The organism is Lipingzhangella rawalii (assembly GCF_031628175.1).
Classification (GTDB): Bacteria; Actinomycetota; Actinomycetes; order Streptosporangiales; family Streptosporangiaceae; genus Lipingzhangella_A; species Lipingzhangella_A rawalii.
The window spans coordinates 510,292-534,494 of the sequence record NZ_JAVLVT010000003.1 but is presented as its reverse complement, the minus strand read 5'-3'; the positions used below and the strand labels follow the sequence as shown (position 1 = coordinate 534,494).

Genomic DNA, 24,203 nt, shown 5'->3' with positions numbered 1-24,203 from the left:
AACCTAGCACCTGAGCCCGGAGGTCGCCCGCACACGCACGGCAGCGCGCTGCGTGGGCGGCAGCCTCAGCCCGGTCGGCCCGACGAGCCCTCCCCAGTGGCGGTGCTGTCGCCCTGGGGATCCGGCCCCGTGGCGGACTCGGTCGTGTGCTCCTCGGCAGGGTCTGCGCCCCCCTCGCTGCCGCCGGTGTCCGCCCCCGGCTCGGCGGGGTCGAGAACCGTGCCGCAGACCGCGCGGATCCGCTCCACCGAAATCGCGCCAAGCCGAAGAATCCGGGGTACCCGATAGGTCAGGTCCACGATCGTGGAGGGGGTCGCCTCGGCGCATTCCCCGCCCTCCAGATAGACCGCCACCGACTCCCCCAGCTGCTGCCGTGCCTGCTCGGCCGTCAGGGCGGGAGTCTGTGCGGTGCGGTTGGCGCTGCTCACAGCCATCGGGCCGACCTCGCGCAGCAGTTCCAGCGCCAAGGGATGCATCGGCATCCGCACCGCCACGGTCCCCTTCGTGTCCCCCAGATCCCAGGAGAGACTCGGCCGGGCCCCGCACACCACGGTCAGTGGGCCTGGCCAGAACGCGTCGATCAGGCTCCTGCCCTGCTCCCCCAGGTCCTCGACCAGGGCCTGTGCCGCACGGACCGACCCGACCAGTACCGGGGGTGGAGCGTCCCGCCCCCGCCCCTTGGCGTTCAGCAATGCATTGACGGCATCCGGACTGAAGGCGTCCACACCGATTCCGTACACGGTGTCCGTGGGCAGCACCACGACCTCACCCCGGCGTACCGCGGAGGCGGCGTCGTGGATCCCGTCCGCACGCTGAGCTCCCGCCTCTCCCGTGCAGTCGTAGAAACGGCTCACTGTGTCTCCTCTGGGTTATGGCTGATTCGCGCGCTGGCGCAAGCGGGGGCAGTCCCAGGCCTCCGGGCGTCGCTGGACGGCTGCACGGGCGCTGGCACCACCAGCGCCGCGGCCACGCCGGGGGCCGGTCTGGACGTCGGGCGTCGTCGATGGGACCTAGTCCCGCACTGCGACGCTTCCACGGCCAACGCGGCCAACGCGGCCAGCGCGGCGCTACTCGTCCCCGGCACGACGCATCACCACGAAGCGGTCCCGGCGGGCGAGGTCCTTACGGTTGCGCACGTCCCGCCAACCTCGGGACTCCGGAAACAGCCAGGGCATGTCCACACCCTGCCCGTCCCCGTGCTCGATGGCCATGAAGCCCTCCGGCCGCAGCAGACGTGCTCCCACCCGCTCCAGACGACGGATGTCGTCGAGACCATCCGCCCCGGCCCAGAGCGCCGCGTCCGGATCGTAGCCCACCTCCGGGGTCAGCGCCTCGGCCTGGCCGGTGGGCACGTAGGGCGGATTGCTGATGACGAGGTCCACCTGACCGGACAGCTCGGGTAATGCCTCCGCGAGGTCGGCATGATGCAGGTGCAGCCGGTCGGTGTTTCCGCTCGCGTCGATATTGCGCCTGGCCCAGTCCAGGGCCGCACGATCCGACTCCACCGCGTGCACCCGCGAACGCGGCACCTCCTGGGCGATGGAGATCGCGATCGCGCCGGACCCGGTGCCGAGATCCACGACGAGGGGATCGGCCACGTCCATCGTGTGCAGCGTCTCGATCGCCCACTCGACCATGATCTCGGTCTCGGGACGGGGAACGAACACCCCGGGCCCAACGGCCAGTTCGAGGTAGCGAAAATAGGCGCGGCCCGTGATGTGTTGCAGCGGCTCGCGGGCCACCCGCCGCGCCACACACTCCCAGTACAGGGCATCGAAATCAGCGTCGGCGACCGTGTGCAGTGCACCGCGCCGAACACCGTGTACCCAGGCGGCCAGCTCCTCGGCGTCGGTGCGCGGCGCGTCCACCCCGGCCTCCGCCAGCCGGAGGGTCGCGCGTGCGACCTCGTCGAGCAGAAAGTTCATTCGGCGACGCCCTGCATCCTCTCTGCCATGTCGGCGTCGATGAGTGCCTGAAGCACCCCACCCAGGTCCCCGTTGAGGACCTGGTCCAGGTTGTAGGCCTTGTAGCCGATCCGGTGATCGGAGATGCGGTTTTCCGGGAAGTTGTAGGTTCGTACCCGCTCGGACCGGTCCATGGTGCGCACCTGGCTCTGCCGTTCCGCTCGGGCCTCGGCGTCGGCCTCCGCCTGGGCTTCGGCGAGCAGCCGGGCGCGCAGGATGCGCATGGCCTGCTCCTTATTCTGGAGCTGGCTCTTCTCGTTCTGACAGGAGACGACGATGCCACTGGGATGGTGCGTGATCCGCACGGCCGAGTCGGTGGTGTTGACGCTCTGTCCCCCGGGACCGGAGGAGCGGTAGACGTCGATCCGCAAATCGTTGTCGTGGATCTCCACGTCGACCTCTTCGGCCTCCGGCACCACCAACACCCCCGCGGCCGAGGTGTGGATCCGCCCCTGGGACTCGGTCACCGGAACCCGCTGGACCCGATGGACCCCGCCCTCGTACTTGAGTTGGCTCCAGACACCGCGCCCCGGTTCGATCTCACCACGGGCTTTCACCGCGATGGTGATGTCCTTGTAGCCCTCGAGGTCGGACAGTGTGGAATCGAGTATCTCGGTGCGCCAGCCCTGTTGTTCGGCGTACCGCAGGTACATCCGCACCAGGTCCCCGGCGAAGAGGGCGGACTCCTCACCACCGGCGCCGGCCTTGACCTCCAGGATCACATCCTTGTCGTCGCTGGGATCCCGCGGGATCAACAGGTGCTGCAACCGCTCATTGAGCTGTTGCTGCTGCTCGCGGAGTCGGTTCGCCTCCTCGGCGAAGGAGGGGTCCTCACTGGCCAGTTCGGTGGCGGCCTCGATGTCGTTGGCCACCTGTTCCAACTGCCGATATGTGGACACGATCGGCGTGAGTTCGGAGTAGCGTTTGCCGAGCTTTCGGGCCTGAGCCGGATCGGCGTGCACGGCGGGATCCGCCAGCTGCGCCTCCAGCTCGGCGTGCTCTCCCAGAAGGTCGTCCAGCTTCACCGTGGCAGCCCCTTGTCGCTCGAGGTGATCGTGGAGGGTGGTCGGCCCCTCCGGTTCGGGGCGGGGCGCCGGACGGACCGGGCCGATCCGGCGCCACCCGACGTGCTAGGTGCGCTTCCCGAACCGCTTCTCGAACCGGGCAACCCGGCCACCGGTGTCCAGAATCTTCTGCTTTCCGGTGTAGAAGGGGTGGCAGGCGGAGCAGATGTCGGCACGGATGACACCGCTCGACACCGTGCTACGCGTGGTGAAGCTGTTCCCGCAGGTGCAGGTCACGGAGGTGACGTTGTATTCGGGGTGGATGTCGGACTTCACTGTGGCTCTCCTCGCTGTTGGCGGTCGCCGGGCGCGCGCCGGAACACGGTGGCTTCCAGAGGTGCGGACATGCCTGCCCACAACACGAACGGAAGCGCAGTGTGGAGCGACACGGGAACCGGTACCGCGGCGGTCGGTATACCAGTCTGCCAGAGCTTCAACCCACGAGTGTCCAGCAGGTATTCCCTTGCACCGCGGGACGGAACTCCGGGCCCGCGCTCTACGCGGGCCCGGGCAGAGGTCCGGTCCCTAACGCAGGCCGGTCCTCCGGGCCAGCGCGGTCCGCAGCAGCCGGTCCACCAGGGCCGGATAGTCCACCCCGCTCGCGGCCCACATCTGCGGAAACGCCGATGTCGGGGTGAAGCCCGGCATGGTGTTGATCTCGTTGAGGTAGATGGTGCCGTCAGCTCCGTAGAAGAAGTCAACCCGGGCCAGGCCCTCACACTCAGCCGCGTCGAAGGCCGCGGCAGCGGTTCGCCGTAGCTTCTCCACCACGTCGGCCGGCAGCTCGGCGGGAATGGTCAGATCGCTCTCGGCGAGGTATTTGGCTTCGAAGTCGTAGAAGTCGTGCTCGGTGTCCACGTGAATCTCGGCGGGCATCGAGACCTCGGGCCAGCCGCCGTCGGGGGACTCCAGCACACCGCACTCGATCTCCCGCCCCTCGATCGCCGCTTCGACCAGCACCTTGGGGTCGTGCTCACGGGCGGCCTCGATCGCGGCCACGACCGCGTCCGTGTCGGTCAGGTCCGCTACCCGAGTGATCCCCACACTGGAGCCGGCGCGGGCGGGTTTGACAAACCCGACCGTGCTCCCTGTCGTGTCGCCAGGCGTCGCCAGTGCAGCGACGTCATCCAGCACTCGTTTCCGTTCCAAACGCCACTGGCGATCCGTGATGCCGACATACGGACCGACGGTGAACCCCTGGCCCTCGAGCAGCACCTTGAGAACGACCTTGTCCATACAGGCCGCGCTGCCGAGCACACCCGCCCCGACGTAGCGGGTGCCCACCATCTCGAACAGGCCCTGGATCGTTCCGTCCTCACCGAACGGGCCGTGCAGCAGCGGCAGCACGACATCGACCTCACCGAGCGCGGCCGGCCCCGCCCCGGGACTGATCTGGAGCAGCCCCGACCCGTCCGGGTGGAACGGCAGTGCGAGTGAGGAACCGGTGTCCTCGGCGACCTCGGGAAGCTGGCCATCACGGATGGCGAGCTGACCGGGATCCCCATCGGTGAGCACCCAGTCGCCGCGCGGGGTGATCCCGACGGGAATCACCTCGTAGCGCTCCGGATCGATCGCCGACAGCACACTGCCGGCGGTAACACAGGAGATGACGTGTTCGGAGCTGCGGCCGCCGAAGACGACGGCAACCCGGATTCTGCGCTGCTCTGCCATGAGGACTGACCCTATCGTCCGGTTCTGCGCCCTCGGAACGGGCCGCGCTCACTGTCCGTCCAAGGCCCGCAGGACGTCGGCGATCAGGTCGGCCGGATCTTCCAGCCCCACCGAGACCCGCACGGCGGACTCGCCGATCCCCGCCTCGGCCAGGGCGGCCGGTGACAACTGGCGATGGGTCGTGGAGGCCACGTGCCCCACCAGGGTGTGGGTTCCCCCCAGGGATGCGGCCACGGTCCCGAGACGGAGCCGATCAGCCAGGTCCATCCCGGCCGTACGCCCACCCCGAGGGGTGATGGTGACCACGGCGCCGTAGCGCGGCTGCCCGGTTCCGGGGTCCCGATCGAACAGCCGGCTGGCCAGGGCGTGGCCGGCATGCGTGGGCAGACCGGGATGATCGACCCGATCCACATGGGGATGTTCGGCGACAGCCGTCGCGAGTTCGAGAGCGGTGGCACACTGCCGACTCACCCGCAACGGAAGGGTTTCCAGCCCGCGATGCAGCAGGAACGCCTCGTCGGCGGCGAGGCACGGCCCCAGGTCCACACGTGCTGCCCGCACCCGGGCGAGCAGCTCCGGGGATCCGACCACCACGCCGCCGGTGGCATCAGAGTGACCACCCAGGTACTTCGTGGCCGAGTGCAGCACCAGGTCCGCCCCGTGTTCCAGGGGACGGCACACCGCGGGGGAGGCGAATGTCGAGTCAACGACCAGCACGGCACCGGCCTCGTGCGCGACCGTGGCCAGAGCGGGCACATCCGCCACGTCCATCGTGGGGTTGGCCAGCGTCTCGGTGAGAACCACCCGGGTCTCGGGCCGGATGGCGGCACGGACCGCCGTGGGATCGGTCGCGTCCACAAAGTCGGTCGCGACCCCGAACCGGCGCAGCATCCCGTCCAACAGCGAGTAGGTGTTGCCGTAGATCGAGCGGGCCGCGACGACGTGGCTTCCGGAGTGGGTCAGGGCCAGCAGCGTGGTGCTGATCGCGGCCATTCCGGACGCAAACGCCTGGCCACGCACCTCGGTGTCCGGGTTGAGTCCGCCCCCTTCCAGCGTCGCGACGGCGTCGGCGAAGGCGTCACTGGTGGGATTGTCGATCCGCGCGTAGGAGTAGCCGTCCCGGACTCCGTCCAGCACGTCGGCGTAGTCCTGGGAGGAGGAGAAGGCGTACGTGGTGGCGCGGTGGACCGGCATCCGCATCGGTTGCTCGGTGGGCGTCGCCCCCGCGGGCACATGGACGGCGCGGGTGTGCTCGCCCGGGCGGTCGGTCATGCTGGTTCCCCCGATTTCTGTTCGCTGCCGAGGTTCGGTGCACCGGACCCACGCGGCGCCCAGGCGTCCGGTGGGGCACCACCCGGGGGTGCACCCTCGGGACCGGGACGGTTGACGAGGTCACCGCGGTGACCACTCCGGACGGAGCCTATCGCCAGGGGTGTCCACGGCTGGGCGCGGGCTCAGTCCAGGCGGAGTGTCCAGGCCGAGCTCATGGCGGTGTCCACGACCACGAGCCGGGCCTCGGAGGGCAGCTCTCCGGAGGTGTCGACGTCCCCGGTCTCGTTGACCACGAGGTCCTCCAGATGGGTGTCCTCCCACACCGCTACGACTCCGAAGTACTGGTTGGACTCCTCGGGCGTGTGGGTGGCGTGCAGTTCGGCCGCTCCGAGATCTGTGGCGTCCAGCACCTCGGGGCCATGGCCGGAGATCTCCGCGCCGTCCCAGTCCCCGGCGGCGTCAAGCCCCCGCAGCTCTACGCTCCAGGCACCCTCGGTCTCCACCTCGACCTCGGCGATGTCCGGATCGATGCCCACGGTGTTCACCAACACCCGACCGTCGAACTCTCCCGTGTGGTCGCTGCTGACCAGGACACTGGGTGGACCACCGTCGGATGCATGCGCGCTGACCGCGATGTCGCCGTCCCCGGTGATATGGGCGACCCCAAGCCCGGTGAAGGGGTCGATCTCTACCCGGTCGCTACCCTGACCCTCGACGAGCACCGGCTCCGTCCCGTCCTGCTCGTCGCGGTCCGTTGGGTCCGCTTCAGCAGGGTTCGGATCATCGTTCGGTCCGGAACCGTTGTCCCCGGCGCTGTCCACGGCGCGGGCGTGCTGCCCGCCGGAGTCGGATACCGCCAGCACGAGATTGCCCGCCACCAGCAGCGCCAGCACCGCACCCATGGTGACCAGGAGTAGGGCGAACAGCAGGGTGCTCTCCCGGGCGGGCCCGGTCCTGGGCGCGGGGCGGTGGCGTGCGTGCATGGCATCTCCCAGCCGGTGAGGGGTCCGGTCGCGGTTCAGGGTACCCAGAATCACGACCGGCGCTCGGCCCTGCCCGATGCCTCGTCCTCAGCCGACGCCGTACCGTTCCGGTTTGGCGCTGCGCGACATGAACCGCACCAGGGCCTCCTCCGGGGGGAGCCCCTCGTCAACCATGGCGACAACGGTTTCGGTGATGGGCATGTCCACCCCGTTGTCCCGGGCGAGTGCACTGATCGCGCGGGCGGAGCGCACACCTTCGGCGGTCTGCCGCGTCTCGGCGATGACGTCCGCCACCGACATGCCACTTCCGAGCTTCTCGCCGAAGGTGCGGTTGCGGGACAGCGGGGAGCTACAGGTGGCGACAAGGTCTCCCATGCCCGCGAGGCCGGCGAGTGTGTGTTCGTCGGCCCCCAGTGCCACGGCCAGCCGCACGGTCTCGGCAAGTCCACGGGTGATGAGGGAGGCCTTGGCGTTGTCGCCGAACCCGAGCCCCACGGCAACACCGACGGCCAGGGCGATCACGTTCTTGACCGCGCCCCCGAGTTCCGCTCCAACCAGGTCGGTGTGCGTGTAGGGACGAAAGTAGGGAGCCTTGCAGATGTGCTGAAGCCGTACGGCCGTGGCCTCGTGTGGACAGGCGACGACGGCGGTCGCCGGCTGACGTTCGGCGATCTCACCGGCCAGATTCGGTCCCGAGACCACGGCGACCTGATCCGCGGGATGGTTCAGGACCGAGCGCACCACCTCGCTCATCCGGAGCGTCGTGCCGAGCTCGACCCCCTTGATCAGACTGACGATGACCGCGTCGGGGGGAATGTGCGGCCGCCAGGCATCCAGATTGTCCCGCAGGGACTGTGAGGGCACGGCCAACACCACGAACTCCGCCCCCGCCAGAGCCTGGGCGGGATCGGTCGTCGCGTGGAGCTCGGGATTGAGCTGCACCTGCGGGAAATAGTCCGGGTTGATGTGGGTGTCGTTGATCGCCGCGGCGAGCTCCGGGCGCCGGCACCACAGCGTGACCGTGGCCAGCCCCGCGTCGGCGACCACGTTGGCGAAGGCCGTCCCCCACGATCCACCCCCGAGGATCGCTACCTTGGTCATACCCGTCCGTCCCCGGTGTCCGGCTCGCGACCGCTGGCCGAAGGCGTATCCGCAGCGCTGGCCGACTCCGGTTTCTCGCCCTGCTCCGGTTCGCTGGTCTGCTCCTCGCCGAGGGGCTGCTCCGACCCGAGCTGCTGCGTGTCCGCGCCCGCGAAACGTTGCCGGCGCGCTTCGGCCGGGTCGTAGGGCACAGCTGGCGGCTCCTCGCCGCGGATCCCGGCCTGGAGCTCGGTGATGGCACGCATGACCTCGGCGGTGGCGGCCTCCAACGTGGCGGAGGTCAGCGGCTGGTCCGCGTAGGCGGACAGGTCGACGGGCGGGCCCGCAACCAGCTGGACCTTCTTCCGCGGCAGCAGGCGTAGCCGCTTGGTGCCGTAGGGCAGGATGTGCTGTTCTCCCCAGTGCGCCAGGGGAACAACCGGAACGCCGCACCGTAGGGCGAGACGCGCAACTCCGGTCTTGGCGACCATCGGCCACAGGTCGGGGTCCCGGGTGCAGGTGCCCTCCGGGTAGACGATGACCGCGGCCTCATCCTCCCGCAGTGCCTTCTCCGCCTCGACGAGCGCAACTCCGGCGTCGTTGCGACCGCGATAGACCGGGATCTGGCCCAGGGCGCGGATCGCCCGACCGAGCACGGGGATCCGGAACACGCCGTCCTTGGCCATGAAGGTGGGCCAACGCCCCCCTCCCACGTACAGGTAGTGGGAGATGGTCAGGGGGTCGGTCATGGACAGGTGATTGGCAGCGAGAATCATGCCGCCGCTGCGCGGGATGTTCTCCTGGCCACGCCACTGCTTCCTGGTCAGTGTGGCCATGGTCGGTCGCACGATCGCGACGGTCAGCATGCGCAGCCACCGTGACTCCCGTTGGCTCACCGTGCCCTCCTTCGGCTTGGAGCGTGTCTGACGAGTGTCCCAGGTCCGGGAAATCCGCCGGACCTCCAGCCTAGGACCGTGCCCGTCCCTGCGTACGCGCAGGTCTGTGCTGGGGCCCGACGTCGTGGAGCGACGGTGTGTGTCGTGGGACGTCTAACCTCGGAAGGTGACCAAGGTGACCACCGTACCCAGCCCTGCCGGGAGATTCATGTCCAGTGTGGATGGACCACCGAGCTGGTCCGTGGTGATTCCGGTCAAGCGACTGCACCGGGCGAAGTCCCGCCTGGCCGGGCTGGCCGGGAACCGACGCTGGGAGCTGGCACTGGCCGTGTGTCTGGACGCGGTCCGGGCGACACTCGCCTGCCGCGCCGTGCAACGCGTGGTCGTCGTCACCGATGACCACCACGCCGCCACTGCCCTACGGGAACTGCCGCGGGCCGAGCGGGCACTGATGATCACCGACGACGTCCCCGACGCCGGGCTGAACCCCGCACTGCGGCACGGGGCGACCATCGCGTCCCGACAGGATCCGGGCCTGGGGGTGGCGGCACTCTCGGCGGACCTTCCGGCACTCCGACCCGAGGAACTGGCCCGGGTGCTGGCCGCCGCGAACCGTGCGCCCCGCTCGTTCCTCGCCGACGCCGCTGCGGTCGGTACGACCCTGTACGCCGTCCGGGACGTCGATTCGGGGGGCTTCACCCCGGCGTTCGGCGGCTCCTCACGGGCACGCCACCGCGGGCAGGACGTGGTGGAGTTGGACCTGAGGGGGGTGGACAGTGTGCGGCGGGATGTCGACACCCCGGCGGATCTGCGCGCCGCCGCCGCGCTGGGGCTGGGGCCGGTCACCGGCGCGCTGCTGGCCGATCTCGCCCCGCACCTGATGCTTGGACCGGACGGAACTACCCGGGCCCGGTGATCCGGGCCCGGGTAGTCGCGCGTGCTACTTCTCGCCGTTCACCAGAGCCTTGAAGTCGGCCCCGGCCCGGAACTTCGGCACGAAGCTGGCCGGAACCGAGATCGCATCGCCCGTGGCGGGGTTACGCGCGGTCCGCGCCGCCCGCTCGGACTTCTCGAAGACTCCAAAGCCGGTGATGGCTACCTTGTCGCCAGAGGCGACGGTCTTCTGGATCGTCTCCAACACGGCATTGACTGCCTCGGTGGCGGTCTTCTTGTCCCCCATCCGGTCGGAGATCGCGTCAATCAGGTCACGCTTATTCATTGCTTCCTCCGGTTCCCCCTTGCTCGGTCGAAATTAGGGGAAGCGAGGGTCGGGACACAACAACCGAGCCCGCCAAAACCAGCGTGTCGAAGGCCCAACACCCTGCCTGGTCGGGCCTATCAGCCCACGATCGGCCCATAGGGCACCAGGACCGAAGTCCCATTTGACCGACTTCGGGAACGCCAAAAGCCCGCGAATTGCGGGATTCCGGGCATCGGTCGGCGTCACCCAGGACTGTCCAGCCTCCCGCCAGAGCGGCTTCACCAAATTAAGGTAAAATTCTTTGTGCGGACGGTCTTCCGGGCTCTTGACGGCCCCGCGGACTACTTCCCACGCCTCACTGTGTAACGGGAAGCCAACGGTGCCGTCGCGTTTCGAAATCCGTGATTGTCTCGGAGTGCCGCAGGGTCAGGGCGATGTCGTCGAGCCCTTCCAGCAGCCGCCACCGGGTGTAGTCGTCCAGCTCGAAGCTCTCGGTGATACCGGGGGCACGCACCTCACGCTCCACGAGATCAACGGTGATCTCCACGCTCGGATCGGCCTCGACCAGCTCCCACAGCCGCTCGATGGTCCGCTGTTCCAACAGGACCGCCAACAGTCCACCCTTGAGTGCGTTGCCGCGGAAGATGTCCCCGAAGCGGGGAGCCAGCACGACCCGGAACCCATGATCCTGGAGGGCCCACACGGCGTGCTCTCGGGAGGAGCCCGTGCCGAAGTCCGGCCCGGCGATCAGGATGGTGGCTCCGGCGTGCTCGGGGCGGTCCAGGACGAAGTCCGGATCGCTGGCGCGCCAGCTGGCGAACAGGCCGTCCTCGAAACCGGTGCGGGCGACACGTTTGAGGTAGACCGCGGGGATGATCTGGTCCGTGTCGACATTGCTGTACCGCAGCGGTACAGCCCGTCCGGTGTGTACGGTGAACTTCTCCATGGGGTCTGCTCCTGACAGGGTCGAGTACTACCGAACTCGGGGTGTCTCCGGGACTCACAGGTCCGCGGGGGAGGACAGTGTTCCGGTGAGTGCGGTGGCGGCGGCGACCAGGGGCGAGACCAGGTGGGTTCGTCCGCCCTTGCCCTGGCGCCCCTCGAAGTTGCGGTTGGAGGTGGAGGCGCTGCGTTCGCCGGGCTGAAGCTGGTCCGGGTTCATTCCCAGGCACATCGAGCAGCCGGCCTCCCGCCACTCGGCGCCGGCGGCTTCGAACACCTCGGCCAGGCCCTCGGCGTGTGCCTGCTCCTTCACCCGCATCGATCCGGGCACCACGAGCATGCGTACGCCGTCGGCGACCCTGCGCCCGCGCAGGACCTCGGCCGCGGCCCGCAGGTCCTCGATCCGGCCGTTGGTGCAGGATCCGAGGAAGACGGTGTCCACCCGAACCTGACGCAACGGCGTACCGGGGGTGAGGTCCATGTACTCCAGTGCCTTCTCGGCCGCGGCACGTTCGGTGGCGTCACTCATCTCGCTGGGGTCCGGCACCGTGGCGTGCAGTGGGGCCCCCTGCCCGGGGTTGGTGCCCCAGGTGACGAACGGGCTCAGTTCGCTGGCGTCCAGCACCACCTCGTGGTCGAACTCGGCGCCGTCGTCGGTGCAGAGGCTGCGCCAGTGCTCCACGGCGGCGTCCCAGTCCTTGCCCTGCGGTGCGTGCGGACGCCCACGCAGATAGTCGAAGGTGGTCTCATCCGCGGCGATCATGCCGGCGCGGGCACCCGCCTCGATGGACATGTTGCAGATGGTCATCCGCGCTTCCATGGACAGCTGCCGGATGGCCTCGCCGCGGTACTCGATGACGTAGCCCTGACCGCCCCCCGTTCCGATGCGCGCGATCACGGCGAGGATGATGTCCTTCGCGGTCACTCCCTGGGGCAGGGTGCCGTTCACGGTTACGGCCATGGTCTTGAACGGCGCCATCGGCAGTGTCTGGGTGGCCAGCACATGCTCGACCTGGCTGGTACCGATACCGAAGGCCAAGGCTCCGAAGGCACCGTGGGTACTAGTGTGACTGTCCCCGCAGACCACCGTCATCCCGGGCTGGGTCAGCCCCAGCTGCGGCCCCACCACGTGCACGATGCCCTGTTCGATGTCGCCCATCCGGTGCAGGCGGATCCCGAAGTCCGAGGCGTTCTTCCGCAGGGTCTCCACCTGGGTCCGGGAGACGGGGTCCGCGATCGGCATCAGGGTGTTCTCGGTCGGAACGTTGTGGTCCTCGGTCGCCAGGGTCAGATCGGGGCGGCGGACGGGCCGGCCGGCGAGGCGGAGGCCCTCGAACGCCTGGGGGCTGGTGACCTCGTGCACCAGGTGCAGGTCGATGTAGAGCAGGTCCGGCTCGCCGGAGGCCTGACGGACCACGTGTTCCGCCCAGACCTTCTCCGCCATCGTTCGGGCCATAGCGGCCCCCTTCCTCCTAGTTGCGTACCAGAGTTTGAGACGGCACTATCAAATTATGGACAACTCTAGCCCATCCAGTGGTGTCGGTGTGCTGGACAAGACAATGTGGGTGCTCGATGCGCTGGAATCGGGTCCCGCCTCGCTGGCACAGCTGGTCCGGCTCACCGGACTCGCCCGCCCAACGGCTCATCGACTCGCGGTCGCCCTGGAACGACACCGCATGGTGACCCGAGATGCCCAGGGCCGGTTCGTCCTGGGGCCACGCCTGGGGGAACTCTCCATCGCCACCGGAGACGACCGGCTGCTGGCGATCGCACAGCCGGTCCTCGTCCAATTGCGCGACCTCACCGGGGAGAGCACTCAGCTGTACCGGCGCAAAGGTGATGTGCGTGTCTGTGTGGCCGCGGCAGAACGGGCCAGTGGCCTGCGGGACACGGTTCCGGTGGGCAGCGAACTGCCCATGACCGCCGGCTCCGCGGCCCAGATCCTGTTGGCCTGGGAGGATGCGGATCTGATCCGGGCCGGACTCCAGAGTGCGCACTTCAGCGCCACCACGCTCGCACAGGTGCGCCGCCGGCGCTGGGCCCAGAGCGTGGGCGAACGGGAACAGGGTGTCGCCTCCACGTCCGCGGCAGTGAACGGGCCGGGCGGACGCGTGGTGGCGGCCGTCTCAGTGTCCGGTCCAATCGAACGGCTCACCCGGTCCCCCGGGCGACTCCATGCTCAGGCCGTCCTCTCCGCCGCCGAACGCATCAGCGAGGGCCTACGCGCCCAGGAGAACTAACACCCGCACGGACCTCGCATCCGTTGCCGCGCCGAAGGCACAGCCCGTCACCTCCCGGTGGCGGGCTCAGCACCGGCCACGCCCGTCTCCCCGCACATCAGATCGCGACGGATCCGGCGCACCCCCGGAGCCGTGGATCCCGGCAGCAGACTCGCCGCGTCCGTAGGCAGACACGCCTCCAGATTCACCCCCGGGGCACAGCGGTAGGGGCGGCTGGCAACGATGGCCCCCACCTGGCGACGCAAGCGGGCCAGTTCGGCGCGCACCGTCACTGCTCGGCTGGGGTCACCGAACAGCGCGCGGGCCAGCTGCGCGGCACTACAGCCGTCCGGATGACGGCTCAGGAGCAACAGCAACTCCGCGTGCCGCAGACTCAGCGGGTGGGACCGTTGGCCGCTGGGTCCCGTCACCACCAGGTGGGCCTGCGCACCCGAGAGGTCAAGCCGAACATGGGTCCTGCCCGGAACCTCCCCGCCGCCGGGGCGAATTAGCCATCCTCCCGGCAGCGGTTCCACACTGCACAGGCCCAGCTCCCCCAACCACACCGTGCCCGCCTCCAGTTCCCGGGGCAGCATCAGACGCCGTACCGGTGCCAGGTGTTGCGCGGCTGCCGTCCAGCCCTGCCGATCCACCACCAGAGCCTTCCCGGTCAACCGGGCCAGAACCGGAGCCGCGCTCGCCCGCAGCCGCTCCAGATGGGCGTGGTGGTGCCCCCGCAGCTGTGCCTGGGCCAGTTGGGCCACACTGTGGACGAGAGCGAGTGTGGTGGGGTGGGCGCTGCTGGCGGGCCCGGTCACGTCGATCGCCCCCAGCAGACTCCCATCCCGGGGATCCACCACAGGCGCGCAGGCACAGGTGAGTTGGTGCAGATTTCGCGCGAAGTGCTCGGCCGAGTACACCTGTGTGGGCTCGCCGAGGACCAGCGCGGTTCCGATCGCGTTCGTACCGACGGTGGCCTCATCCCAACCGGCTCCCTCCACGAGCCCGGCACCGTCGGCCAGACGGCGCATCGGTGCCGGTCCGTCCCGCCACAGGATCCGCCCCCGAGGATCGGTGACCAGCAGGACGTGGCGGGCGTCCTCGGCGACCGTGACCAGAGCCTGGGACAGCATCGGGAGCAGCTCGGCCAGCGGTGACTCGGTACGTAGCCGATCGAGCTGTGCCCCCTCCAGGATGCGCGGGGGACGCCCCCGGTCCGGATCCACCTGACTGCGGACCCGATGCCAGGATTCCGCGATCACCTCCCGCGGCCGTACGGGCGGATGTTGTCCGGCCAGGACCGCTTCGTGAACCCGATACAGGGTTCGGGCGTGGGAGTGGTGGTCGACCCCGGCTGGGAGGGCGGTGTCGAGACTGGAGTACCGCACGTGGCCTCCACGGTGCTGGAGTGGTCGTGATCCTCGATGACGGCGGTCGCTGCACCCGCGGCCGTGGGGTCCCGGCACCCAGACCAGATAGACACCCACGGCAATTGGACGAACGCATTGCGCAATAATCCGAGCATCGTAGGACGACTCGACCCTCGGTGTCCGGGAAACCGGGAAACCGCACACCGGATGCAACCCCTCGCAACCGTTGCACCGGGCTACACGGGTGCGGTCCGATGGGTCACAACCACTCCCGCCCCGAGGCCAGTCGGGGGGCATCGGCGCGGGGTGGGCCTCCGTGCGCGGCGGCCCGGGAGTGCTGGAGGGGAGCTCCCGGGTCGTCGGGTACTCGAGCCCACGGGCTGGGACTGGGACACGGTGGTGTCCGGAGGGTCCCGCGTGTCCGGCCCGTGGCGGGGATCTCCCTGGCCGCCGCGCGATCCGAACCGGCTAACCGGAAGCGCACACGTCGCGCTCATACGGGGCATCGGGAGCTGACGGGAGGGCCACACCTCCGGGCGAATCCTGGCAGGATGGCACCGTGCGCTTCTACGCCGATCTCCACATCCACTCCAAGTATTCGCGGGCCTGTAGCCGCGACTGCGATATCGAACATCTGACCTGGTGGGCGCGCCGCAAGGGCATCAGCGTGGTGGGGACCGGGGATGTCACCCATCCCGCCTGGTTCCAACACCTCAATGAGGTCCTCGAACCTGCCGAACCCGGACTGTTCCGCCTGCGCCCCGAGCTGGACCGGGCCCAGCGCCAGGCCATGCCCGCCACACCCCCCACGATGGCGCCGGATGTGCGGTTCATGCTGTCCGTAGAGATTTCCACCATCTACTCCTACGGGGGACGGACCCGCAAGATCCACCATCTGTGCTACCTCCCCGACTTTGCTGCGGCCGAGGAGTTCAACCGACGCCTGGGACGGATCGGCAACCTCGGCTCGGACGGCCGCCCGATCCTGGGACTGGACTCCCGGGATCTGCTGGAGATCACCCTGGACAGCGGCGATGGGGCCTACCTCGTGCCCGCACACATCTGGACCCCGTGGTTCGCTGTGCTGGGGTCCAAAGCCGGGTTCGATTCGATCGGGGACTGCTACCGCGACCTGGCCGGACACATCTTCGCCCTGGAAACCGGCCTGTCCAGCGACCCGGAAATGAACTGGCGCATCTCCGGGCTCGACCGCTACACTCTGGTCAGCCACTCCGATGCCCACTCACCGCCCATGCTGGGACGCGAGGCCAGCGTCTTCGACACGGAGATCGACTACTACGCGATCCGACGCGCCCTCGAAACCGGCATTGGCTACGAAGGCACCGTCGAGTTCTTCCCCGAGGAGGGCAAGTATCACCTCGACGGGCACCGCAAATGCGCCGAGCGGCTGCACCCCACCGAGACGCGGGCCCGGGACCGGCTCTGCCCCAGCTGCGGCAAGCCTGTCACCGTGGGGGTACTGCACCGGGTCGAGGACCTGGCGGACCGGCCCGAGGGCCGGCGCCCCGACGGCGCAGCCGGGTTCCGCAACCTCATTCCCCTACCGGAGATCGTCGGGGAGATCGTCGGGGTGGGACCCAAGAGCAAACGGGTACGGCGCGAAATCGACGCGTTGACGGCCCGGCACGGCCCCGAGCTTGCGATCCTCGACGACGTTCCGCTGGACGAGTTGGAACAGGACTCCGCAGCCCTGGCCGAGGCGATTCGACGGCTGCGCCGGGACCAGGTGATCCGAGAAGCTGGCTATGACGGCGAGTACGGAACCATCCGACTCTTCGACCCCAGCGAGCTTCCGGAACTGCGCCAACCCGACACCCCGGCCCTGTTCGAGGCCCCAACCGTGGCGGGGCGGGCCACCACGCGACGGTCCACCCCACCCCCAACCCCCCGCAAACCCGCCGCCTCCGGGACCGACGCCCCGGGACAACGCCCCACAGCAACCTCCGAGGTGTCCGACTCTATGGAGTCGGGGCCGCTGGCGGGGCTCGATCCCGAACAGCGGGCAGCCGCGGAGATCGACAGCGGTCCCCTACTGATCGTCGCCGGGCCAGGCACCGGCAAAACCCGCACCGTGACACGCCGGATCGCCCACCTCGTCCAGGACTGTGGCGTGGACCCCGGATCCTGTCTGGCCATTACCTTCACCCGCCGGGCGGCCGCGGAGATGACCGAACGCCTGACCCAGCTGCTGGGTGACCGCGCCACGTCCATCACCGTGGCAACGTTTCACGCGCTGGGACATCTGATGGTGTCGGAACAGCATGACCGGCTCGGGCTGGGCTCCGAGCCTGCCGTTGCCGACGCGACCGTCCAGCACGAGGTACTCACCGCGGTGGTGGGCGATGAGCGCACCGCCCGTCGGCTGCGTCCCGAGGTGTCGCGGATCCGCCGCGGCGGGGCTACCGACGACGAGGACCCGGACTTGGACGGTGTGGTCATCCCCCGCTACCTCACTGCTCTCCGAGAACGGGGCCTCGTCGACTACGACGACCTGTTGGCACTGCCGGTACGGCTGCTGGAGTCCGACCCCCAGGTGCGCATGCACTACCGGCAGTGGTTCCGCTGGATCACCGTGGACGAGTACCAGGACGTGGACGAACTCCAGTACCGGATGCTACGCCTGCTGGCCCCGGGGGACACGGACCCGGCCGCGCCTCCCGGCACGACACAGGCCACCGGGCCGGCGAACCTGACCGTGATCGGCGATCCCGACCAGGCCATCTACGCCTTCCGCGGCGCCGATGTGGGGTACTTCCTACGGTTTCGGGACGACTACCCCGAGGCCCGCGAAGTACAGCTCACCCGCAACTACCGCAGTGGGCCACACATCATCACCGGGGCGCTGGCCACCATCCGCCCCGTAACGCTCGTCGCGGACCGGCAGCTGGTGCCGATGCGCAGCGGTGGCTCGTCCACGCCCGCAGATGCTGGAGCCCCGTCCCGCATCACGCTCCACGCCGCGGCAGACGAACGCGCCGAGGCCGCGTTCGTGGCGCACACCATCGACCAACTGCTGGGGGGAACCTCGCTGCACTCCCTGGACAGCGGTCGAGCACACGGAGACGGCAGCGACGGTCTCAGCTTCGCCGACATCGCGGTGCTCTACCGCACGGACGCCCAGGCCGCGGCGATCCTGGACGCCCTGTCCCGCAGCGGCTACCCGGCCCAGAAGCGTTCCCACGACCCGTTGAGCGCACGGCCGGGTGTGGAACACATTCTGCGGGAGCTCACCCACACCAGCAGCGCCACGGCCGGAGACGTTCCCGTGCTGGACCGGCTGCGCACCGCCGCAGAAGCGGCCGTGTCGAAACTGGTGGGCGCCGACCGCGAACGCCGGGCGAGCGAGGTCCACCACGCCGTGGAGCTCTTGGCGCCCCTGGCTCGGGACCATGCCGAGGACCTGACGGCGTTTCGGGAGCAGGTGCTCCTCGGAGCCGAGGTGGACGCCCTGGATCCGCGCGCCGAGGCGGTGTCCCTGCTGACCCTGCACGCGGCCAAGGGCTTGGAGTTCCCGGTGGTGTTTCTCGTGGGGTGCGAGGACGGACTGTTGCCCCTGCGGTGGCCGGGAGCCGAGGAGGAACCGGAGGACGATGCCGAGGAGCGGCGCCTGTGCTTCGTGGGCATGACCCGCGCACAGGACCACCTGTACCTGACGCACGCCCGTGCGCGGCGGCGCGGAGACTCGCCCCAGCAACGCACTCCCTCGCCGTTCCTGCGGGAGCTGTCCGGGCTCCAGGCTGCTGTGACGAGTGCGGCCGCTGCCCCGCCGCGACGGCGGGCCCACCAGTTGAGTCTGTTGTAGGGGCCGCACCAGGGTGGGACCATCGCGCGGGAGATCGGGCTCCCACCCCGGGCGTGATCCGCTCACCAGCGGGTACGTGCCTACCGAGACCAACTCTGGGAGGGCCGCATGGAGATCACCGGCATCATCACCGCCCTTGTCGTAGGCCTGATCATCGGCGCCCTCGGCCGACTCGTCGTCCCGGGCAAGCAACATCTCCCGATCTGGCTGACAATCGTGATCGGTATTGTCGCCGCCTTCGTCGGCAGTGCCATCGCGGTGCTCTTCACGACCTGGTGGCTGTTCGTGCTGATCGTCCAGGTGTTGCTTGCGGCGCTGGGCGTGACCCTGGCCGACGGACTCTACGCCCGGGGGCGCTGACCGGAGGCGAACTTCGACGGGGCTGGGGCAACGCCGGGGAGGCACCGCACCGGGGTGGTGCCCCGGTGCCGGCTCACCGCTGGCCCACGGCCCGTCCCGCATAGTCGGGCTCCGGTTCGACCAGCCCGGTCAGCCGCTCGACGATTTCCTCGGGAAACGGGGTTGCGCGGCCCGCTGCGGTATCCACATGAAGGGCGAGTAGTTCCTCGGTGGCGACCCGTGTGTCCCCCCACCACATCTCGTGGCACAGTCGCAGCTTCTTGGCACCGGCCTCGACCACATGTGTCGTGACCCAGAGGCGGCTCGGCTCGCCGTCCGTGCGCCCCACAACCTCGTGCAGGTAGCGCACGTGGGCCTCCACGGTGTACAGGGACCGGGCGCGCTGCTCGCGGTAGCTCGCGCCCAGGCCCACCTGCTCCATGAGCGCGTCCGTGGCGAAGCCGAAGACCAGCACGTAGTAGGCCTCGCTGAGATGACCGTTGTAGTCGATCCACTCCGGTCGGACCTGCTGGGTCAGGGGCCGGTTCACGGGGTCACGTCCGATTCCTCAGTTCCGGTGGCCCCTTCCGGGAGTGCGCTGTGTCTGTGGCCACCCTCGGCTGTCTCCGCTGTCTCGGCGCGATCGACCTCCTCGAGGGCGCGCAACACCGCGATCATCCGACGATCCCGCTGGGCGATGAGCTGGGTTACCTCTCGTCCGGCGACCACGTCGTCGGTTCCGGTGACCATGGCGTCGCGCAGTTGTTGGGTCAGGTGCGGGGCTTCCATCCGGGTCCAGGGCGCCTGGAGTGCAGGACCGAAGTGGTCCAGCATGTGCGCCATGCCACCCGTTCCGCCCGCGAGGTGAAAGGTCAGGCACGGCCCGAAGAACGCCCACCGAAGCCCGGGGCCATCGGTCATCGCCTGGTCGATCTGGGCGACGGTCGCCTCACCGTTGGCCACCATGTGCAGCGCCTCCCGCCAGGCCGCCTCCTGGATCCGGTTGCCGATGAACCCGGGCAGCTCCCGGTCCAGGGTCAGCACGGACTTTCCGGCCGCACGGTAGAACTCCGCGGCCCAGTCCACAGCCCAGCGTTCACTGGCCGCACCACCGACGACCTCCACCAGTGGCACCAGATACGGCGGGTTGAAGGGGTGGCCCACAACCAGGCGTTCGGGATGCTGGGCCTTGATCTGCATCTCGGACATGCTGTAGCCGGAGGTGGAGGACCCGATCACCACCTCTGCGGGCGTCGCGGCGTCGATCTGGGCCAGCAGGTCGATCTTGAGGTCGAGGCGCTCAGGCGCGCTCTCCTGCACGAAGTCGGCCTCGGCAACGGCCTGTTCCAGGGTGGGCGCGATGCGGAGACGGTCCCGGCCGGCGTTCGCTGCCAGCCCAAGCTCCGTGAGCGCGGGCCAGGCGGTGTCCACCAGCTGCCGCAGCTTCGATTCCGCGTCGGCGGCCGGATCCCAGGCGACAACCCGGTATCCGCGAGCCAGGAAGTGTGCCACCCAGCCACCACCAATCACGCCCGCGCCGATACAGGCGACGGTGTGCGCGGACTCCGGGCGGTGCGGTGTGTGCTCGTACATGGGGGTCCTTGTCTGAACGCTGGGGCGCGTGCCGCTCGGCACGGCTCCCGGGTGGGTGAACGACGTGCTCAGGACTGGGCGCTGCGCAGCTGGAGCCGGGAGCGAGTCTGCTCGGGGGTGGCCACCTGGGCACCCAGGTCCTCGATGATGCGCACTGCCTTCTCGGTGAGCTGGCCGTTGGTGGCTTGGACACCCTTGCTGAGGTAGAGGTTGTCCTCGAGGCCGACGCGCGCGTGCCCACCGAGCAGGATGGACTGGGCAACCCAGGGCATCTGCATCCGACCGATGGCGAAACTCGCCCACTGTGCTCCGCTGGGGAGCAGGTTCACCATGGACTGCAACACTCCGGGATCGGCCGGGGCACCGTAGGGGATGCCGGTGCACAGCTGGAACAGGGGCGGATCGTCGAGCAGCCCTTCGGCGTGCAGCTGTTTGGCGAACCACAGCTGGCCGGAGTCGAAGATCTCCAGCTCGGGTCGCACCCCGAGCTGCTGGATGCGGCGCGCCCCGGCGCGCAGCATGTCGGGTGTGGAGACGTAGACGTGGCTGCCGTCGCCGAAGTTCAGGCTGCCACAGTCGAGCGTGCAGATATCGGGGAGGAGCTCCTCGACGTGGGGCAGCCGCTCCAGGCCGTTGACCAGGTCGGTTCCGGCAGCGGGGATCGTGGGGTCCTCCTGGCCGATGATCAGGTCCCCGCCCATGCCGGCGGTGAGGTTGACGACGATGTCGACCCCGGTCTCCCTGATGCGTTCCACGACCTCTCGGTACAGTGCGGTCTCCCGGGAGGGGGCTCCCGTTTCGGGGTCCCGCACGTGGATATGCACGGCGCTCGCACCGGCCTCGGCGGCCTCGACCGCTGCGGCGGCGATCTCCTTCGGGGTGACGGGCACGTGCGGGCTGCGGCCCGGGGTGTCGCCAGCACCAGTGAGTGCGCAGGTCAGGATCACAGAACGGTTCATGGTTTCGTTCACGGTGCAGTGTCACCTTTCTGGTGGTCGCGGGGTGTCGCAGGATCTCGGGTGTGGGCGGCGGGCTGGTCAGGCCGCACCAGCGCGGGCCGCAGGGCCGTGATATTCGAGGGCGTGTCGGGACCTCGGGACAACCGTGGGCGCCCGGGCAGCGTGGGGTTCAGGAGCGCAGAATGTCCCGGGCGACGACGGAGTGCAGTGTCTCGCGCATGTCGTCCAGGGTGCGGCCGGGCATTCCAGTGACCACTTTGATTCCCAGACCGTCGATCAGGGAGGTCAGCCGCTTGGTCATCTCTTCGGTGTCGAAGTCCCCGAAGACGCCGCTGCGTTGTCCCTCGACGAGGGTCTGCTGCATGGTCTCGTGCCACCGCCGATAGGACTCGGTGTGCAGTTCCTGCATCTCGGGGTCGAGCGTGGCCGAGGTCCACACCTGAAGCCAGATCGACCACTCCATGCGCAGCTTGCCCGGATGTGGAAGCTGAAGCTCGATCAGCCGCAGCAAGCGGGCGTGCAGGTCCTCGATGCTGTGCAGCACGGCCACCTGCCGGTCGAAGGCCTGTTTCACCGAGGAGCGCTGCGCCTCCACCAGCAGGTCACGCAGGGTGGGAAAGTGATAGTGCACCGTGGCGGTGGACGTACCGCACACCGCGGCGATGTCGGCGACCCGCACGGCGTGGTAGCCGCGTTCGGCTATCAGGGTCCAGGCCGCATCGATGATCTGACGTTTTCGGGAGTGTTCGGGCCCGGCGTCGGGGGTGAGTCCCGGTGCGGGAGAGGCGACCGTGTGCCGGCGGGCGCGTTCCCGGGGGTCCGTTCGGGGGCTCGCCGCGACTGTGGTGGCGTCGTCGGTGCCGTTCAGCAGCCAGTGGACGGTGACCCCGGCCGTCTCCGCGATGGCGATGAGTTCCTGGGCAGTGAACCTGCGCGTTCCGGTCAGGGCCTTGGACAGTTTGGTGGGTTCCATCCCGATCTCGGCACTGAAGGCGCGCTGAGACCACCCCGAGCGCCGGATGATGTCCCGCACTCGACTCCGCACCTCGTCCATGGCTGTGTCAGGCATTGGTGAAACGCTAGCAATGTATAGCGATTGTCGCAACACTAATGCTGTTATCGCTTCGTTCTCTCCGCCCCACCCAACCGCAATCCAGATTCGATAATCGCGAAGTCAACGGCACTTTTTGCACCTGAGAGTCAACGGTGATCCCCGCACACCATCCCACGATGCGATAACTGACTAATCAATTAGTCAACCCCAGGGCGTCAACACTCCCGCAGCATCCCCCACGGGCTCGCAGTCCGACGATCCACGGAACCAGGACTCCCGACGTCCCCTGGACAGCCCCCGGGACGTACGCGCACAACGTACGTCCTCGTTGTCCGGATGAGCCTTCCGGGCACGAACCGTGCCCCTACACGCTGGCGAAACCGTCGCTAGAACAGACCTGCCGAGGGTTGCTCCGGTGGGCCGTCCCCACGTGCCGTTTCCCGACTCTGCCTTCGATCGGCGCGGTACAGCAGGAACATGGCACCGCCCATGCCCAGGAACACCAGGACGAGCAGGAGATAGCTGAGAGGGGTCCCGAGAGCGTACAGAGCACTCAACGTCACGACCAGAATCATGGTGTCGCGTGGCCAGAGGTGCTGATACATGTGGATCCTCCTTGCACCGGCTACCGTCCATACTCCCCGCGACCTCGCGCGAACCGCCTCGGCCGAGAGTCCCGCGGTCGGGGCCAAAGGTCCCGAGATCAGCAGGCCACGGGATTCAGGGCCTTGTGACCCCGTCCGGCTGACCAAGGTCCCTACCGGTGCGTACGGCGGTACTTCCAGGCTTGGGGCATGACTGAGCACGTCGTGCCGACGCACGCGTCCACAGGCCAGGAGGGCTATCGGCTGGCCGTCCACGAGGTGGTGCTCCTGACCGAGACAGATCCCTACCAGGGACGCTCCCCGGACGAAGCACAACAGCGGCTCATCCAGGCCGCATCCAACGAACTCCCTCGATTCGCACAACGGGGTGCCCTGGTCCGCCACCTACTACAGCTCCACCATCCACGCATCTACGTGCTGCTGGGCGCCGCGATCGCGACTACGGCGATGGGCGAGTGGGTGGGCAAGTGGGTGGACGGCCGAGTGATCGTCGGCGTCGTCGCGATCATCACGGTGATCGGCTACATCCAAGAATCCCAGGCGGCGAAGACCCTGGAGACACTGGCCGCCATGGCACGAACCGAGGCCCCGATTATTCGGGACAGCGCCCGGATTCGGGTCCCGTCCACCCAGACCGCCCCCGGGGACGTCGTTGTGCTGGAGGGTGCCGACAAGGCCCCGACTGACGTTCGGCTCACCAGCCTGCACGAACGGCGCATCGACGAGTCCGCCCTGACCGGAGAATCGGCGGTAACCAGCAAGCTCCCCGTCGAGCTTCCGGCATGTACTCCCTTCATCGGCCGCCGTAGCATGGCCTACTCGGGACGCCTCGTCACCCGCGGCCAGGGACAGGGCGTGATGGCTGACACCGACCCCGAGACCGACCCCGTGAGCGGCCGAATCCACCGTCTGGTGGATACACCCCAGACCCTCCAGACACCGCTGACACGAAAGCTCACCGGGTGCAGTCGGATTCTCCTCGATCGAGGCCAGGGGCGAGGAGGGGCGCACTGTCGCGGTCAAGCTGGTCATCCTGGTGCAGGTGACCTACCTACGGAACTGTCGTTCCCTGGCGTGCTCCCCACTGAACCTCGGGTGGATGAGCAACCCGAAGATCGGTGTCGGTATCGCGAGCATGCTCCTGTTGCAGTTGGTGTTCACCTAGTGC

23 protein-coding genes are annotated in these 24,203 nt (G+C 68.8%); 5 read left to right on the top strand and 18 right to left on the bottom strand.

Annotated elements, in window-relative coordinates:
• Positions 1 to 65: 65 nt before the first annotated feature.
• The 9 genes from RIF23_RS09130 to RIF23_RS09090 form a co-directional block, all read right to left on the bottom strand.
• Positions 66 to 854 carry an L-threonylcarbamoyladenylate synthase gene (locus RIF23_RS09130; RefSeq protein ID WP_310911968.1) on the bottom strand — a complete coding sequence of 263 codons (789 nt, stop codon included), beginning with the start codon at positions 852 to 854 and terminating at the stop codon, positions 66 to 68.
• Positions 855 to 1,067: 213 nt separating this feature from the next.
• Positions 1,068 to 1,925, bottom strand: coding sequence for a peptide chain release factor N(5)-glutamine methyltransferase (prmC, locus tag RIF23_RS09125; RefSeq protein WP_310911967.1), 858 nt, complete (start codon positions 1,923 to 1,925; stop codon positions 1,068 to 1,070).
• On the bottom strand, positions 1,922 to 2,989 hold the full coding sequence (gene prfA, locus RIF23_RS09120; protein WP_310911966.1) for a peptide chain release factor 1: 1,068 nt from the start codon (positions 2,987 to 2,989) through the stop codon (positions 1,922 to 1,924). The genes prmC and prfA overlap by 4 nt, the downstream gene beginning before the upstream one ends.
• 105 nt (positions 2,990 to 3,094) lie before the next feature.
• On the bottom strand, positions 3,095 to 3,304 hold the full coding sequence (rpmE, locus tag RIF23_RS09115; protein WP_310911965.1) for a 50S ribosomal protein L31: 210 nt from the start codon (positions 3,302 to 3,304) through the stop codon (positions 3,095 to 3,097).
• 249 nt (positions 3,305 to 3,553) lie between these two features.
• The gene (locus RIF23_RS09110) at positions 3,554 to 4,699 is read right to left on the bottom strand and encodes a D-alanine--D-alanine ligase family protein (protein ID WP_310911964.1); all 1,146 of its coding nucleotides are present in this window, start codon (positions 4,697 to 4,699) and stop codon (positions 3,554 to 3,556) included.
• A 48-nt stretch (positions 4,700 to 4,747) separates the two neighbouring features.
• Positions 4,748 to 5,971 carry a trans-sulfuration enzyme family protein gene (locus tag RIF23_RS09105; RefSeq protein ID WP_310911962.1) on the bottom strand — a complete coding sequence of 408 codons (1,224 nt, stop codon included), beginning with the start codon at positions 5,969 to 5,971 and terminating at the stop codon, positions 4,748 to 4,750.
• Between the two features lie 182 nt (positions 5,972 to 6,153).
• Positions 6,154 to 6,954, bottom strand: coding sequence for a hypothetical protein (locus tag RIF23_RS09100; protein WP_310911961.1), 801 nt, complete (start codon positions 6,952 to 6,954; stop codon positions 6,154 to 6,156).
• Positions 6,955 to 7,041: 87 nt separating this feature from the next.
• Complete coding sequence (locus tag RIF23_RS09095) at positions 7,042 to 8,055, bottom strand: NAD(P)H-dependent glycerol-3-phosphate dehydrogenase (protein ID WP_310911960.1); 1,014 nt, start codon at positions 8,053 to 8,055, stop codon at positions 7,042 to 7,044.
• Positions 8,052 to 8,900, bottom strand: a complete 849-nt coding sequence (locus RIF23_RS09090; RefSeq protein ID WP_310912120.1) for a lysophospholipid acyltransferase family protein — start codon at positions 8,898 to 8,900, stop codon at positions 8,052 to 8,054. The genes RIF23_RS09095 and RIF23_RS09090 overlap by 4 nt, the downstream gene beginning before the upstream one ends.
• 205 nt (positions 8,901 to 9,105) lie before the next feature.
• Here RIF23_RS09090 and cofC point away from each other — a divergent pair, with 205 nt between their 5' ends.
• Complete coding sequence (cofC, locus tag RIF23_RS09085) at positions 9,106 to 9,846, top strand: 2-phospho-L-lactate guanylyltransferase (RefSeq protein ID WP_310911959.1); 741 nt, start codon at positions 9,106 to 9,108, stop codon at positions 9,844 to 9,846.
• A 24-nt stretch (positions 9,847 to 9,870) separates the two neighbouring features.
• Here cofC and RIF23_RS09080 read toward each other — a convergent pair whose 3' ends face one another.
• From RIF23_RS09080 to leuC, 3 genes are all read right to left on the bottom strand, one after another.
• Entirely contained in the window at positions 9,871 to 10,149 is a 279-nt protein-coding gene (locus RIF23_RS09080) for an HU family DNA-binding protein (protein WP_310911958.1), read from the bottom strand.
• 337 nt (positions 10,150 to 10,486) lie between these two features.
• Positions 10,487 to 11,077, bottom strand: coding sequence for a 3-isopropylmalate dehydratase small subunit (gene leuD, locus RIF23_RS09075; RefSeq protein WP_310911957.1), 591 nt, complete (start codon positions 11,075 to 11,077; stop codon positions 10,487 to 10,489).
• Between the two features lie 54 nt (positions 11,078 to 11,131).
• Positions 11,132 to 12,529 carry a 3-isopropylmalate dehydratase large subunit gene (gene leuC / locus RIF23_RS09070; protein ID WP_310911956.1) on the bottom strand — a complete coding sequence of 466 codons (1,398 nt, stop codon included), beginning with the start codon at positions 12,527 to 12,529 and terminating at the stop codon, positions 11,132 to 11,134.
• Between the two features lie 103 nt (positions 12,530 to 12,632).
• Between leuC and RIF23_RS09065 the strand changes: the two genes are divergently transcribed.
• On the top strand, positions 12,633 to 13,313 hold the full coding sequence (locus RIF23_RS09065; protein ID WP_310912119.1) for an IclR family transcriptional regulator: 681 nt from the start codon (positions 12,633 to 12,635) through the stop codon (positions 13,311 to 13,313).
• Positions 13,314 to 13,360: 47 nt separating this feature from the next.
• On the opposite strand, the gene RIF23_RS09060 is transcribed toward RIF23_RS09065, so the two are convergent.
• Entirely contained in the window at positions 13,361 to 14,680 is a 1,320-nt protein-coding gene (locus RIF23_RS09060; protein WP_310911955.1) for a GAF domain-containing protein, read from the bottom strand.
• Between the two features lie 541 nt (positions 14,681 to 15,221).
• Here RIF23_RS09060 and RIF23_RS09055 point away from each other — a divergent pair.
• Entirely contained in the window at positions 15,222 to 18,485 is a 3,264-nt protein-coding gene (locus RIF23_RS09055) for a UvrD-helicase domain-containing protein (RefSeq protein ID WP_310911954.1), read from the top strand.
• 108 nt (positions 18,486 to 18,593) lie between these two features.
• Positions 18,594 to 18,845 (top strand): GlsB/YeaQ/YmgE family stress response membrane protein, encoded by a 252-nt coding sequence (locus tag RIF23_RS09050; protein ID WP_310911953.1) that lies wholly within the window; start codon positions 18,594 to 18,596, stop codon positions 18,843 to 18,845.
• Positions 18,846 to 18,918: 73 nt separating this feature from the next.
• Here the strand turns inward: RIF23_RS09050 and RIF23_RS09045 are convergent, their stop codons facing one another.
• The 5 genes from RIF23_RS09045 to RIF23_RS09025 all read right to left on the bottom strand — a co-directional run bounded on the left by RIF23_RS09045 (position 18,919) and on the right by RIF23_RS09025 (position 23,035).
• Positions 18,919 to 19,374, bottom strand: coding sequence for a thioesterase family protein (locus RIF23_RS09045; RefSeq protein ID WP_310911952.1), 456 nt, complete (start codon positions 19,372 to 19,374; stop codon positions 18,919 to 18,921).
• Complete coding sequence (locus RIF23_RS09040; RefSeq protein ID WP_310911951.1) at positions 19,371 to 20,417, bottom strand: 3-hydroxyacyl-CoA dehydrogenase NAD-binding domain-containing protein; 1,047 nt, start codon at positions 20,415 to 20,417, stop codon at positions 19,371 to 19,373. Before RIF23_RS09040 ends, RIF23_RS09045 begins: the two co-directional genes overlap by 4 nt.
• A 68-nt stretch (positions 20,418 to 20,485) precedes the next feature.
• Positions 20,486 to 21,388 carry a BKACE family enzyme gene (locus RIF23_RS09035; RefSeq protein ID WP_310911950.1) on the bottom strand — a complete coding sequence of 301 codons (903 nt, stop codon included), beginning with the start codon at positions 21,386 to 21,388 and terminating at the stop codon, positions 20,486 to 20,488.
• Positions 21,389 to 21,545: 157 nt separating this feature from the next.
• Positions 21,546 to 22,445, bottom strand: a complete 900-nt coding sequence (locus RIF23_RS09030) for a TetR family transcriptional regulator C-terminal domain-containing protein (protein WP_310911949.1) — start codon at positions 22,443 to 22,445, stop codon at positions 21,546 to 21,548.
• A 371-nt stretch (positions 22,446 to 22,816) separates the two neighbouring features.
• Positions 22,817 to 23,035, bottom strand: coding sequence for a hypothetical protein (locus RIF23_RS09025; protein ID WP_310911948.1), 219 nt, complete (start codon positions 23,033 to 23,035; stop codon positions 22,817 to 22,819).
• Positions 23,036 to 23,224: 189 nt separating this feature from the next.
• Between RIF23_RS09025 and RIF23_RS09020 the strand changes: the two genes are divergently transcribed.
• Positions 23,225 to 24,203 (top strand): P-type ATPase (locus RIF23_RS09020; protein WP_310911947.1); only part of this gene is annotated, 979 nt, incomplete at its 3' end.

Coding starts and splice junctions, on each gene's coding strand:
- prmC (WP_310911967.1), bottom strand. CDS start 1,925: ATGAACTTTCTGCTCGACGAGGTCGCACGCGCGACCCTCCGGCTGGCG.
- RIF23_RS09110 (WP_310911964.1), bottom strand. CDS start 4,699: ATGGCAGAGCAGCGCAGAATCCGGGTTGCCGTCGTCTTCGGCGGCCGC.
- RIF23_RS09105 (WP_310911962.1), bottom strand. CDS start 5,971: ATGACCGACCGCCCGGGCGAGCACACCCGCGCCGTCCATGTGCCCGCG.
- RIF23_RS09100 (WP_310911961.1), bottom strand. CDS start 6,954: ATGCACGCACGCCACCGCCCCGCGCCCAGGACCGGGCCCGCCCGGGAG.
- RIF23_RS09095 (WP_310911960.1), bottom strand. CDS start 8,055: ATGACCAAGGTAGCGATCCTCGGGGGTGGATCGTGGGGGACGGCCTTC.
- RIF23_RS09090 (WP_310912120.1), bottom strand. CDS start 8,900: ATGCTGACCGTCGCGATCGTGCGACCGACCATGGCCACACTGACCAGG.
- RIF23_RS09080 (WP_310911958.1), bottom strand. CDS start 10,149: ATGAATAAGCGTGACCTGATTGACGCGATCTCCGACCGGATGGGGGAC.
- leuD (WP_310911957.1), bottom strand. CDS start 11,077: ATGGAGAAGTTCACCGTACACACCGGACGGGCTGTACCGCTGCGGTAC.
- leuC (WP_310911956.1), bottom strand. CDS start 12,529: ATGGCCCGAACGATGGCGGAGAAGGTCTGGGCGGAACACGTGGTCCGT.
- RIF23_RS09065 (WP_310912119.1), top strand. CDS start 12,633: ATGTGGGTGCTCGATGCGCTGGAATCGGGTCCCGCCTCGCTGGCACAG.
- RIF23_RS09050 (WP_310911953.1), top strand. CDS start 18,594: ATGGAGATCACCGGCATCATCACCGCCCTTGTCGTAGGCCTGATCATC.
- RIF23_RS09040 (WP_310911951.1), bottom strand. CDS start 20,417: ATGTACGAGCACACACCGCACCGCCCGGAGTCCGCGCACACCGTCGCC.
- RIF23_RS09030 (WP_310911949.1), bottom strand. CDS start 22,445: ATGCCTGACACAGCCATGGACGAGGTGCGGAGTCGAGTGCGGGACATC.
- RIF23_RS09025 (WP_310911948.1), bottom strand. CDS start 23,035: ATGTATCAGCACCTCTGGCCACGCGACACCATGATTCTGGTCGTGACG.